Consider the following 15,333-nt stretch of genomic DNA (forward strand, 5'->3'; position numbering starts at 1 on the left):
AGCACGCGCGTGCTCTCCACTACGGATCGACGCCATGCACGGTTTTCCCATCACGCCCGCTCAATCGGGCATCTTCTTTCGACAGCAACTCGATTTGCGCGATCCGCGCTTCAATCTTGCTCAACTCACGGAGATCATCGGACCGCTCGATGTCGATGCGCTTCAGGCAGCGCTGCGGCAAACCATCGACGAAGCCGAAGGCATGCGGGTGCGCCTCTTCGTCACCGACGGCTTGCCGCGTCAGACCGTTCCCGATGAGCCGTTGCACTTCACACTGCGCGTGGTCGATGTAAGCGATGCACCCGATCCGCTGGAAGCGATCGATCGCGCTGTGCAGATCGCGCTGGCCACCGCCTTCGACCTCGGCCATTGGCCGCTATTCGATGGGCAGCTCTTTCAGGCGAGCCCCACGCGCTTCTTCTTCTTTCAGCGGATTCACCATGTAGCGTTCGATGGCTTTTCGTTTTTGCTGTTCACGCAGCGGCTCGCAGCCATTTACTCGGCACTGATCCAAGGAGACGATCCCGCACCGTCCGGCTGGGCGCGTCTTGCCGATCTCCTCGATAACGACGCCGAGTATCGCGCGTCCAGCGCCTTCGAAAACGATCGGCAGTTCTGGCACGAATACATGGCGGGTTGCCCCGAGCCTGTGATCCTCTCGGCATGCATGGCGCCCGAGCCGATGCCCGCAGAAGCCTATTCGCAGGCGAGCGCGCGGATCCGTCTGTCGCCCGACACGACCGCGCGCATGCGCGATATGGCCGAACGCAACGGCACGACCTGGCCGCAAATCATGACGGCGGTCATGGCCGCCTATGTCGCACGTCTGAGCGGCCAGCCCGAAGTGGTGCTCGGGTTGCCCGTCACCGCACGCGTCGGACGTCTGGCGAGAAGCGTGCCGGGCATGTTGTCGAATGCGCTGCCGTTACGAGCGATCGTCGACGAACGCACGACCATCGTCGATCTTCTCGATGCCGTCGCGCGGCAAAGCCGCCGCGTACTGCGTCATCAGCGCTATCGCGTGAAAGATATCCGGCGCGATGTCGGCCGCATCGAAGCCGACAGGCCGCTCTTCGGTCCCACGGTGAACATCATGCCGGAGTACAGCCGTGCGCTGAACTTCGCGGGCTGCGTCATCGGCTCGAATCGCTCGTTCTATGGCACGCCCGATGATCTCGCGCTGATCGTGCATGACCAGGGCGATGAACTTGGCATCGAATTGATGTTCGATGGCAATCCGTTGCTCTATACGCCCGAGTCCGTCGAGGCGCACGCGCGCCGCTTCACACGTCTCCTCGAACAAGTGCTCGATCGGCCCGATGCGCCGCTGCATACGCTTCAGCTCGTGTTACCTGAAAGGCAGGCGCTCCTCGAACGCTGGAACGACACGACCGCGCCGTATCCGGAGCATGAGTGCATTCATCGGCTTCTCGAGCAGCAGGCACGGCTCACACCCGACGCCGTCGCACTCGTCTGCGATGGCGCATCGCTCACGTTTGCGCAGCTCAATGCGCGCGCGAACCGGCTCGCGCATCGGCTCATCGCGCTCGGCGTGCGTCCCGAAGGTCGCGTCGCCTTGTGTATGGAGCGCGGCATCGGCGCGATCGTCGCGTTGCTCGGCATACTCAAGTCGGGCGGCGCTTACATCCCGCTCGATCCAGCTTACCCGGGCGAACGTCTGAGTTACATACTCGGCGATGCCTCGCCTCGGTTGCTCGTCGCCGATGCAGCGGGCCGTCACGCGCTCGGTGATATCGGCGCGCTTACGGTGCTCGATCCGAATGCATCGCTCGACGATGCCCTGCCGAACGACGATCCGCATGTGCCCGCCCTCGCCTCGCATCATCTCGCGTATGTCATCTACACGTCGGGGTCCACCGGCAAGCCCAAGGGCGTGATGGTCGAGCACCGGCACGTGATGAACCTGCATCATGCGTTGCAATCGACCGTGTTCGCGCATTGCGCGCCGCATGCGGGCGTGACGCTGAACGCAAGCATCGCCTTCGATGCGTCCGTGCAGAATCTCACCGCGTTGCTGTCCGGGCATCGGCTCGTCATCGTTCCAGCCGATGTGCGCACCGACGCGATGGCGCTCGTCGATTTTCTCGACACATCCGGTATCGACGTTTTCGACTGCACGCCGACGCAACTCGAATCGCTGTTCTCGGCCGGTCTGCTCGAACGACGGCAAGCGCCACTGACCGTGCTCGTCGGCGGTGAGCCGCTCACGCCGCAGACGTGGAGCCGTCTTGCGCGCGCACAAGGCATACGTGCGTTCAACGTCTATGGTCCGACCGAATGCACGGTAGATGCGACTTTCGCGGAGATCACGCATGAACAGGCGCGACCGGTTATCGGCAAGCCGCTCGCCAACACGCGCACGTATGTGCTCGACGCACGGCGTCGCACGGTGCCGCCTGGCGCGGTGGGCGAGCTGTATATCGGCGGCGCGGGTGTCGCGCGCGGCTATCTGAATCGTCCCGAGCTCACGGCCGAGCGCTTTCTCGACGATCCGTTCGTGCCCGGCGCACGCATGTACCGCACCGGCGATCTCGCCCGCTTTCATCTCGACGGCAATATCGAATTCCTCGGACGCAATGATCTGCAAATCAAGATTCGCGGCTTCCGCATCGAGCCCGGCGAGATCGAGACGCAGATCGCGAGTCATCCGGCGGTGCGCGATGCGGTGGTGATTGCGCGTTCGCGCACGCCCGGCTCGCAGGATCAGCAACTCATCGCCTATGTCACCGCACGCGATGAATTCGGCATCGATGCCAGCGACTTGCGCGAACATCTGAGCACGCGTCTTCCCGACTATATGACGCCCGCCGCGTTCGTTGCGCTCGATGCGCTGCCGCTTACGCCGAGCGGCAAGCTCGATCGCCGCGCGTTGCCCGATCCGCAAGCCGACGCCTTCGCGCTGCGTCCCTTCGAAGCACCGCAAGGTCGCACCGAAAGCGCGCTTGCCGGACTGTGGGCTGAACTGCTGGGAATCGAACGTGTCGGTCGGCATGACAATTTTTTCGCGCTCGGCGGCCACTCGCTGCTCGCGGTGACGCTCATCGAGCGCTTGCGGCGCATCGGGCTGCAAGCGAGCGTGCGAGATCTCTTCGCGACGCCCGTGCTCAGCGCATTCGCCGATGCCATCGATTACGCCGCGCCGAAGTCCGACATTGTCGTGCCGCCCAATGTCATCACGCCCGCGAACAGCGCCATCACGCCGGACATGCTGCCGCTCATCTCGCTGACGCAGACGGATATCGATCGCATCGCCGATCAAATGCCTGGCGGAATCTCTAACGTTCAGGATATCTATGCACTCGCGCCGCTTCAGGAAGGCATCCTGTTTCATCACATGCTCGCGACGGAAGGCGATCCGTATCTGCAAACCGCGCGCCTCGCGTTCGACAGCCGCGCCCGTCTCGATGCATGGGTCGATGCGTTGCAACAGGTCGTCGCGCGGCATGACATTCTGCGCACTGCGTTCGTTCACGAAGGCGTGACGACGGCGGCGCAAGTCGTCCTGCGTCATGCGCCCGTGACGATCGTCGAGGTCGACGATCTGACGCATCATTTCGATGCGCGCACGCAGCGCCTCGATCTCGCTCGCGCGCCCCTGATGCAGATTGCAATCGCACGCGACGCGAGCGGGGATCGCTGGCTGATGCAATTGAACTGGCATCATCTGATCGGCGATCATGCGACGCTCGAGGTCATGCATGCGGAAATCGGCGCGATTCTCGATGGCCGCGCGCACGCGTTGGGCGCGGCGCAACCATTCCGCGACCTTGTCGCGCAGGCCCGGCTCGGGGCGAACCATGACGCGCAGGAAGCCTTTTTCCGCGACATGCTCGCCGATGTCAGCGAGCCCACGTTGCCGTTCGGCTTGACCGATGTGCATCACGACGGCTCGGCCGTCGCGGAAGCGCAGATCACGCTGCCCGCCGAACTCGATGCGCGTCTGCGCGCTCAGGCCCGGCATATCGGCGTCAGTCTCGCGAGTCTCTGTCATCTCGCGTGGGCGCGCGTGTTGAACGCGGGCAGCGCACTGGATTCCGATGGGTGCGTGGTATTCGGCACCGTGTTGCTCGGACGCATGCAGGCGGGCGTCGACCAGGCGCTCGGGCTCGTAATCAACACCTTGCCGGTTCGCTTCGACATCGACGACGCTTCCGTCGCTGACAGCGCGCGTCTTGCGCATGACCGTCTCGCCGCGCTGCTGCGGCATCAGCATGCCCCGCTCGCGCTCGCTCAACGATGCAGCGGCGTCGCCGCGCCCGCGCCGCTCTTCAATGCGCTGCTCAACTATCGTCATAATCGCGCATCCGACGACCGGCACACCCCCTTCGACGGCATCGAACTGCTCGGCGCCGAAGAGCGCACCAATTATCCGCTGACGTTGTGCGTCGATGACAACGGCGATAGTCTCGGTCTCATCGCGCAGACCGTTGCGCCGCTGTCGCCCGCACAGCTCTGTGGATATATGGCGCAGGCTTTGTCGAGCCTTGCGCACGCACTCGAAGAAGCGCCGCAAACGCCGGTGAATCAGCTCGACGTCGTGCCGCCCGACACGCATGAGCTGCTGGTGAAGACATGGAACGACACGGCTTCGTATCCATCGGACATGTGCATTCACCAGCTTTTCGAGCAGCAGGCTACGCGCGTGCCCGACGCGGTCGCGCTCGTCTTCCAAGATCAATCCATGACCTATGCGCAATTCAATGCGCGAGCGAACCGGCTCGCGCATCGTCTGATCGCGCTGGGCGTGGGACCGGAAGATCGCGTCGCGTTATGCGTGGAGCGTGGCATCGGCATGATGGTCGCGTTGCTCGCGATCCTCAAGTCCGGTGGCGCTTATGTGCCGCTCGATCCCGCTTATTCGGGCGAGCGCCTGAGCCACATTCTCAGCGACTCGACGCCGCGCCTGTTGCTCGCCGACGCCCCCGGCCGCGCGGCGCTCGGCGATACGGGCGAGCTTACCGTGATCGATCCCGATGCATTGCTCGACGACGACATCTCGCAAGACGATCCGGTCACGGCCGTCGCTCCGTCGCATCTCGCATACGTGATCTACACGTCCGGTTCTACCGGCAAGCCCAAGGGTGTGATGATCGAGCACGCGCAGATCGTTCGCCTCTTCGATGCGACGCACGACTGGTTCAATTTCGATGAACGCGACGTATGGTGCCTGTTCCACTCGTTCGCCTTCGACTTCTCGGTCTGGGAAATGTGGGGCGCGCTGCGTTATGGCGGCAAGCTCGTGATCGTGCCGCAACAGCTTGCGCGCTTCGCGCCCGACTTTCTTCGACTGCTTCAGCGGGAACGCGTGACCGTACTGAATCAGACACCGAGCGCGTTTCGCGCATTGATTCAGGCGCAGGAGACGAACGATGCGCCCACCGCGTTGCGCTATGTGATATTCGGCGGCGAGGCGTTGAATCCTTCGATGCTGGAGCCGTGGTACGCGCGTCATTCGGATCGGCATCCGCGCCTCGTCAACATGTACGGCATCACCGAGACGACCGTGCATGTGACTTATCGACCGCTCGATCGCGAAGACTGCGCGGACAGCCACAGCCCGATCGGCGTGCGCATTCCTGACCTCACGATCTATCTGCTCGATGCGCAACAGCGGCTCGCGCCTGTCGGTGCGGTCGGCGAGTTGTATGTCGGCGGCGCGGGCGTGGCGCGCGGCTATCTCAATCGGCCCGAGCTGACCGCGGAGCGTTTCATCGACGATCCCTTCGTTCCGGGCGCGCGGCTCTATCGCACGGGCGATCTCGGACGGTATCGTCCCGATGGCAGTCTGGAGTTTTTCGGGCGCAACGATCATCAGGTCAAGGTTCGAGGCTTTCGTATCGAGTTGGGAGAGATCGAAGCGCAGATCGCCAGTCATCCGGCGGTGCGCGAAGCCGTCGTCATCGCGCGCGCACGCGATGAAGCGACGCAGGATCAGCAACTCATCGCCTATATCACCGGCGTTTCCGACATCGACACGAGCGACCTTCGCGAGCATCTCGGTTCGCGTCTGCCGGATTACATGGTGCCGTCCGCGTTCGTGACGCTCGATGCCTTGCCGCTGACGACGAACGGCAAGCTGGATCGACGTGCGCTGCCTGATCCGCAATGGCAGAACCTCGCCGTGTATGTCGCGCCGCGGACATCGCTCGAGACATCGCTTGCCGAGTGCTTTGCCAGCGTGCTCGGCCTCGAACGCGTGAGCATCTTCGATGACTTCTTTGCGCTTGGCGGGCATTCGCTGCTCGCCACGCAACTCGTCTCGCGACTGCGCGAAGCCCTGTCGATCGAATTGTCCTTGCGCACGCTGTTCGATGCGCCGAGCGTCGCCGCGCTCGCCGACGCGTTGGAGGACACGGCTCATCGCGCCGGGGCGCGCCCGCCGTTGCAAGCGTTGCCGCGTCCCGCGCAAGTGCCGCTGTCGTTCGCACAGGAACGCTTGTGGTTCCTCGATCAACTCGATCCGGGACAATCGACGTACAACATACCCGTCGCCGTGCGCCTTTCCGGCTCGCTCGATGTTCACGCATTCGAAACCGCGTTGAACGCGCTCGTGGCACGTCACGAGAGCCTTCGCACATCATTCGTGGAGCACGACGGCCAAGCGGTGCAATGCATAGCGTCCAGTCTGAAGATCGCGCTGCCGATCATCGAACTCGATGAACGCGTCGCCGATGAGCAAAGCGCCGAGGTCCGCCGTCTCGCGCAGATCGAAGCCTCGCGCGCCTTCGATCTTCAACATGGACCGCTGCTTCGCGCGCGATTGCTGCGGTTGTCATCCGCTGAACATGTCCTGTTGTTCACGATGCATCACATCGTCTCGGACGGCTGGTCTATCGGCGTGCTCGTTCGCGAACTCGGCGCATGCTATACGGCTGCCGTGCGCAAGGAGCCGGTTGCGCTTCCGCCCTTGCCCGTGCAGTACGCCGACTTCACGATTTGGCAGCGTGCCTGGCTCGCCGATGCGGAACTGGAACGCCAGACGCAATACTGGCGCGGTCGTCTTGCCGATCTCGCGCCGCTGGACTTGCCTCTCGACCGTCCACGCCCCGCACAGATCAGCGGACGCGGCGCGACCTTGCCTTTCGCGCTCAGCCCCGCGCTGTGCGAACGGCTGTATGCGTTCGCGCATCGGGAAGGCGTCACGCCTTTCATGCTGCTACTCGCCGTGTTCCAGACGCTGCTTGCGCGCCTTTCCGGACAGAACGATGTCGCCGTCGGCTCGCCCATCGCCAATCGCACGCATGCACAGATCGAGCCACTCATCGGCCTCTTCGTCAATACGCTCGTGCTGCGCGCCGATCTTTCGGGATCGCCGTCGTTGCGTACGTTGCTCACGCAAGTCCGCGAAACGACGCTCGCTGCTTACGCGCATCAGGATTTGCCGTTCGAAAAGCTCGTCGAAGCACTCGCGCCGGTTCGGGACACTAGCCGCCCCGCGTTGTTTCAGGTGATGTTCGTGTTACAAAACGCGCCGCTCGAACCACTCGCGCTGCCCGGCCTCACGCTGGAACCGCTGCCACCGGCCGAAGCCGGCGCCAAGTTCGATCTCACGTTGGACCTGACTCATACGCAAGACCATCTGACCGGCAGCCTGAACTACGCCACCGACCTCTTCGATGAACGCACCATCGCGCGCTTCGGCGAGCGCTTCGCGCGCTTGCTCGAACAGGCGCTCGTTCAGCCCGATGCGCCGCTCTTTGCGCTCGACATCGTGCTGCCCGAGGAGCACGCGCTCCTCGAACGATGGAATGACACGGCAACGGCTTATCGCGACGATGTTTGCATTCAGCAACTCTTCGAAGAGCAAGTCCGGCGCACGCCGGATGCCCTCGCGCTCATCTTCGCGGACCAGTCGCTCACGTACACGCAGCTCGATGCGCGCGCGAACCAGCTTGCGCATCGGCTGATCGCGCTCGGCGTGCAAGCGGAAGATCGCGTCGCGTTCTGCATGGAACGCGGCATCGGAGGAATCGTCGCGTTGATGGCGATACTGAAGGCAGGCGGCGCGTACGTGCCGCTCGATCCCGCTTATCCGGGCGAACGCCTGACGCATATCCTCACCGATGCGATGCCTCGTCTGCTCATTGCCGATGCCGCCGGTCGCGAAGCATTGGGCGACACGGGTTCGCTCACTGTCATCGATCCGCAAGCAGCGCTCGACGACGCGTATCCGCAGGATGATCCGCGCCCGAACGTCAGCCCGAACCACCTTGCTTACGTGATCTATACATCGGGTTCGACCGGCAAGCCCAAAGGCGTGGCGATCGAGCACGGAACGCTCGTCGCGTCCACCTTCGCGCGGCACCGGTTCTATGAGCGCGCACCGAACGAACGCTTCCTGCTGCTGTCGTCGCTCGCGTTCGACAGCTCCGTCGCAGGCCTCTTCGGCACACTCACGAACGGAGGCTGTCTTGCGCTCGTCGATCTCGATACCGCGCGAGACCCGGACGCGATCATCGAACTGGTGCGGCACCGCGACATCACGCGTGTGTTGTGCGTGCCGTCGCTCGGTCAGGCCATTCTCGACAGTATGTCGTCGAGCGATGATCATAAGCTTCGCGAGATCATCGTAGCGGGCGAGGCGTGCCCGCCCGGACTCGCGAAGCAAAGCTCCACGCTGCCTCGACCGGTCGCCCTCTACAACGAATACGGTCCGACGGAAGCGACGGTTTGGGCGACCGCGTATCGGTGCCTGCCGGAAGAGTCGAACCCGGTGCCGATCGGCGGTCCCATCGCGAACACGCGCATCTATCTGCTGGATGCCGAGCGCCGCCTGATGCCTGTCGGCGCCGTGGGCGAACTCTATGTCGGCGGCGCGGGTGTCGGACGCGGCTATCTGAACCGTCCCGAACTCACCGCCGAGCGCTTCCTCGACGATCCCTTCGTACCGGGCGGGCGCATGTATCGCACCGGCGACATCGCACGCTATCGCGCCGATGGCAACATCGAATTTCTCGGACGCAACGATCATCAAGTCAAGATTCGCGGTTTCCGTATCGAACTCGGCGAGATCGAGGCGCAGATCGCGAGTCATCCGTCGGTGCGGGAGGCTGTCGTCATCGCGCGCACGCGGCATGAAGCGACGCAGGATCAGCAACTCATCGCGTACGTCACCGGTACGGACGAGATCGACGCGGGCATGTTGCGCGAACATCTTGCATCGGGCTTACCCGATTACATGGTGCCCTCGGCGTTCGTGGTGCTCGATGCCTTGCCGCTGACGCCCAACGGCAAGCTCGATCGTCGCGCATTGCCCGATCCGCAGTGGCAGGATCAGGCCACATATGTCGCGCCGCGCACATCGCTGGAAGAAACCCTCGCGCAATGCTTTGCCAGTGTGCTCGGCCTTCAACGTGTCGCCGTGTTCGATAACTTCTTCTCGCTGGGCGGTCATTCGCTGCTGGCCACGCAACTCGTTTCGCGCGTGCGCCAAGCGCTCTCCATCGACTTGCCGCTGCGTGCCTTGTTCGATGCGCCGAGCGTTGCAGCGCTTGCCGAAGTGCTTGCGCTCGATGAGTCACGCCGCGTCGCGAGCGCCTTGCCGCCTCTGCAAGCACGCGAGCGACCCGCTCATCTGCCGCTTTCCTTCGCGCAGGAACGTATGTGGTTCCTCGAACAACTGGATCCCGGACAATCCGCGTATAACATTCCAGTCGCGGTGCGTCTGAACGGATCGCTCGATGTGCCGTCATTCGAGACCGCGCTGAACGCGCTCGTGGAGCGTCACGAGAGCTTGCGAACCACGTTCGCGCAATACGACGGACAGGCCGTGCAATGCATCGCGCCGCACTTGCACATCGCGCTGCCGGTCATCGCGCTCGATGCGCTTGCATCTGGTGCGCACGCCGCCGAACTGCGTCGACTCGCGCAGGACGAAGCCACGCGGGCATTCGATCTTCAGCGCGGTCCGTTGCTGCGCGCACTCCTGCTGCGCGTTGCACAAGACGAACATGTGCTGCTGTTCACGATGCATCATATCGTCTCGGATGGCTGGTCGACGGGCGTGCTCGTGCGTGAACTCGGTGCGGGCTATGCGGCTGCGTTACGCAATGAGCCTGTTTCACTGCCGCCGCTGGCCGTGCAATACGCCGACTTCACCTTGTGGCAGCGCGATTGGCTGGCGGGTGCAGAACTCGACCGTCAGACGCAATACTGGCGCAATCAGCTCGCCGAACTCGCACCGCTGAACCTGCCCGCCGATCGCCCACGTCCATCGCAAATGAGCGGACGCGGTGCGAGTGTGCCATTCGCGGTAGGTGCCGCCTTATGCGAACGGATCGACGCGCTTGCGAATCGGGAGGGCGTCACGCCGTTCATGCTGCTGCTCGCCGTGTTCCAGACGCTGCTCGCGCGACTGTCCGGTCAAAACGACATCGCCATAGGGTCGCCGATCGCAAACCGCACGCATGCGCAGACGGAACCGCTCATCGGCCTGTTCGTCAACACGCTCGTCTTGCGCGCCGATCTTTCGGGATCGCCGTCGCTGCGTGAACTGCTCGCGCAAGTGCGTGAGACCACGCTCGCCGCTTACGCGCATCAGGACTTGCCGTTCGAGAAGCTCGTCGAAGCGCTCGCGCCGGTTCGCGACACCAGCCGCACGGCGTTGTTCCAGGTCATGTTCGTCCTTCAGAACGCGCCGATGGAGCCGCTCTCGCTGCCCGGCCTGACGCTGGAAGTGATGCGCCCCGCCGATGCCGGCGCGAAGTTCGATCTCACGCTGAATCTGACGCATACACAAGATCGATTCCAAGGCACGCTCGCTTATGCGACCGACCTGTTCGATGAACAGACGATCGTGCGCTTGGGCGAACGCTTCACGCGTCTGCTCGAACAGGCGCTCGATCAACCGGATGCGCCCTTGCACGCGTTCGAACTGGTGCTGCCTGACGAGCATGCGCTGCTCGAACGATGGAACGACACGGCCGAGGCGCATCCCGAAGATGTATGCGTCCATCGTCTGTTCGAGCAGCAGGTTCGACGCTCGCCTGAAGCGACCGCGCTGGTATTCGAAGGCGATTCGCTCACGTATGCCGAACTCAATGCGCGTGCGAATCGGCTTGCGCATCGGATGATCGCGCTCGGCGTCCGGCCGGACGATCGCGTCGCGCTGTGCATGCAGCGCAGCATCGGCATGATCGTCGCGTTGATGGCGATACTCAAGGCAGGCGGCGCTTACGTGCCGCTCGATCCGGCTTATCCGGGCGAGCGCCTGAACCATATCCTCACCGATGCCGCGCCGCGTCTGCTGCTCGCCGATGCCGCGGGCCGGGAAGCATTGGGCGACACCGGCGCGCTCGGCGTACTCGAAATCGATGCATCGCTCGATGACGAGCTCCCACAAGAGAACCCGCAAACGAACGTCGCACCGCATCATCTCGCCTACGTCATCTACACCTCCGGCTCCACCGGCAAGCCTAAGGGCGTGATGGTCGAACATCGCCATGTCGTGAATCTGCATTACGCGCTGCAATCGACGGTGTTCGCACGTTGCGCCGCGCGCTCCGGCATCGGTCTGAACGCGAGCATCGCGTTCGACTCTTCATTGAAGAGCCTCACGGCGCTGCTTGCAGGTCATCGACTGATCGTGATTCCCGCCGACGTGCGCACCGATAGTGCGGTGCTCATCGACTATCTGAACAACGCCGATATCGACGTGCTCGACTGCACGCCCACTCAACTCGATGTCATGCTCGCCAGCGGCTTGCTCGAACGCCGGCGGTCGAAGCTGACCTTGCTTATCGGCGGCGAAGCGATCACACAACAGACGTGGAATCGACTGGCGAACGCTGAACAGATTCGCGCGTTCAACGTCTACGGTCCGACTGAATGCACCGTCGATGCGGCGCTTACCGAGATCACGGCAGACCAGGTGCAGCCGGTCATCGGCAAGCCGATTGCCAACGCGCGCATCTATCTGCTCGATGCGCACCTTCGGCGGGTCCCGCCGGGCGCGATCGGTGAGTTGTATATAGGCGGCGCGGGTGTGTCGCGTGGTTATCTGAACCGGCCCGAACTCACGGCCGAACGTTTCATCGATGATCCGTTCATCGCGGGCGCGCGCATGTATCGAACCGGCGATATCGCGCGTTATCGCGCCGATGGCAATATCGAGTTCCTCGGACGCAACGATCATCAAGTCAAGATACGCGGCTTCCGTATCGAGCTCGGCGAGATCGAAGCGCACGTCGCCAGTCATCCGTCGGTGCGCGAGGCTGTCGTCATCGGCCGCATGCGGCATCAAAAAACGCTGGATCAGCAACTCGTCGCTTATGTTACGGCAACCGGCGATATCGACATCGAGGCACTTCGGGAACATGCACGTTCTCGTCTGCCCGACTATATGGTGCCGTCGGCCTTCGTGCTGCTCGACGCGCTGCCGCTGACACCCAACGGCAAGCTCGATCGTCGCGCTTTGCCCGATCCTGAATGGCAAAACCTTGCCGCGTATGTCGCGCCGCGCACCTTGCTCGAACACACGCTCGCGAAGTGCTTCGCCGATGTACTCGGCCTCGAACGCGTGAGCGTCTTCGACAACTTCTTCTCGCTCGGCGGCCATTCGCTGCTTGCTACGCAACTCGTCTCGCGTTTGCGTCAGACGCTTGCGATCGAGCTGCCCTTGCGGACGCTGTTCGATGCGCCTGGCGTCGCTTTGCTTGCCGAAGCGCTGACGCTCGATGCGCCTTCGGATCGCGCGAGCATCTTGCCGCCTTTGCAGACGCGCGAGCGCCCCGCGCATCTGCCGTTGTCCTTCGCGCAGGAACGTTTATGGTTCCTCGAGCAACTCAACCCGGGTCAGTCCGCGTATCACATTCCAGTGGCCGTGCGTCTCACCGGATCGCTCGATGCTCGGGCGTTGCAGACCGCGATGAACGCGCTCATCGATCGGCATGAAGTCCTGCGCACTTGCTTCGCGCAACACGACGGCGTTCCGGTTCAACGCATCGCAATGCAAGCGCAGGTCACCGTGCCGCTGATCGCGCTCGATACGCTCGATGCCGATGCGCAGGTCACCGAAGTCCGCCGCCTCGCACAAGATGAGGCAATACGCGCATTCGATCTTGAACAGGGTCCGCTGCTCCGAGCGAGATTGCTGCGCCTGTCCGCGCGAGAGCATGTCCTGCTGTTCACGATCCATCACATCATCTACGATGGCTGGTCGACGGGCGTGCTCGTGCGTGAACTCGGCGCGTGCTACACGGCGGCGTTGTCGAACGCGCCTGCTGCGTTGCCGCCGCTCGATGTGCAGTACGCCGACTTCACCTTGTGGCAGCGCGATTGGCTCGCCGGCGCCGAGCTCGAAAGACAGACTCGGTACTGGCGCAATCGGCTCGAAGGCCTCGCGCCGCTCGATCTGCCGACCGATCACCCCCGGCCCTCGCACATCAGCGGGCGCGGCGCCAGCTTGCCCTTCGCCCTCAGCCCGGCGCTTTCCGAGCGGCTGATCGCGCTCGCGCAACGCGAAGGCGCCACGCCCTTCATGCTGCTGCTCGCCGTCTTCCAGACGCTCCTCGCGCGTTTGTCCGGGCAAACGGATATCGCGGTGGGCTCGCCGATCGCCAATCGCACGCATGCGCAAGTCGAGCCGCTCATCGGCCTGTTCATCAATACGCTCGTCATGCGCGCGGATCTCTCCGGCTCGCCTTCGTTGCGTACATTGTTCAGGCAAGTTCGCGATACGACGCTCGCCGCGTACGCGCATCAGGACTTGCCGTTCGAGAAGCTCGTCGAAGCACTCGCGCCCGCTCGCGATACTAGCCGTACGGCGCTGTTCCAGGCGATGTTCGTGTTGCAGAACGCCCCGGCGGAGCCGCTCGCCTTGCCCGGACTCACGCTCGAGTTGCTGCCTCCTTCCGAAGCCGGCGCGAAGTTCGATCTCACGTTGAAGCTCGCGCACACGCAAGGGCGCTTTACTGGCAGCCTGAGCTACGCATCCGATCTTTTCGACGCGCACACGATTGCAAGGCTCGGGGAACGCTTCGCGCGTCTGCTCGAACAAGCGCTAGAAAAACCCGATGCGCCTCTGCACGCGTTCGACATCGTGCTACCCGAAGAGCATGCATCCCTCAGGCGATGGAACGACACCGCTGCTGCGTATCCCCAGCACTTGAGTATCCATCAACTTTTTGCCCAACAGGTCCGACGCTCGCCCGATGCGATCGCGCTCGTTTTCGAAGACGAATCCCTCACGTATGCGCAACTCGATGCGCGCGCTAATCGGCTTGCGCACCATCTCATCGCGCTTGGCGTCGAACCGGAACATCGCGTCGCATTGTGCATGGAGCGCGGCATCGACATGATCGTCGCGTTGATGGCGATACTCAAGGCAGGCGCTGCGTATGTGCCGCTCGACCCCGCCTCGGTCGCCGAGCGCCTCGCGTACATGCTCGACGACGCCGATGTATCGCTGCTCGTGACTCAGACATCGCTGCTCGACGGTCTTTCACGGGTCGCGCTTAACGTCTCGATCGTTTGTCCCGACGACGAAGCGTGCCGTATCGATGCATGTCCCGATATCGATCCCGCCATTGACCTGCAGTCGCACAGCCCCGCGTATGTGATTTACACGTCCGGCTCGACCGGCAAGCCCAAGGGCGTCGTGCTGAGTCATCGGAATCTATCGAACTATCTGAGCGGCGTGCTTGCGAGGATGAACGTGCTCGCGCAGTGCAAGATGGCCCTCGCTTCGACCATCGCGACCGATCTGGGCAATACGATTCTGTTCGGTGCGCTGGTCGCTGGCCACGAGCTGCATGTGCTGTCGAACGACCGCACCACTGATAGCTATCTGTTCGGGCAGTACATGCGTCAGCGCGGAATCGATGTGCTCAAGATCGTGCCCGGACATTTGCGCGCGCTGGTTGACGTTACGCTCGACACCGCGCCTGCATTGCCGACGCAATTGCTCGTGCTAGGCGGGGAAGCGACGCGCTCCGACTGGATCCGCCGCGTGCAGGCACTGAAGCCCGGCATGCGCATTCTGAATCACTATGGCCCGACCGAGACGACCGTGGGCGTGTTGACGCATGCCTATCACGATGACATCGCATACGGCATGTCGATTCCCATCGGGAGACCGTTGGCCAACACGCGAGCCTATGTTCTCGATGAATTCCTGCGTCCTGTGCCGCTCGGCGTGACGGGTGAGTTGTATATCGGCGGTACGGGTCTCGCGAGCGGCTATCTGCGGCGCGCGGCGCTCACCGCGCAGCGCTTCGTCGCCGACCCCTTCGCTTCTGGCGATCGCATGTACCGCACAGGCGATCTCGCACGTTATCGTGCCGATGGCAACATCGAGTTCCTCGGCCGCAACGA

1 protein-coding gene is annotated in these 15,333 nt (G+C 63.3%); it reads left to right on the plus strand.

Annotated elements, in window-relative coordinates:
- Positions 1 to 34 precede the first annotated feature (34 nt).
- Positions 35 to 15,333, plus strand: a 15,299-nt coding sequence (locus NCS67_RS31720; protein WP_250437924.1) for a non-ribosomal peptide synthetase, incomplete at its 3' end; no start/stop codon positions are given.

It is taken from the genome of Caballeronia sp. ATUFL_F2_KS9A (assembly GCF_023630765.1).
Taxonomy (GTDB): domain Bacteria; phylum Pseudomonadota; class Gammaproteobacteria; order Burkholderiales; family Burkholderiaceae; genus Caballeronia; species Caballeronia zhejiangensis.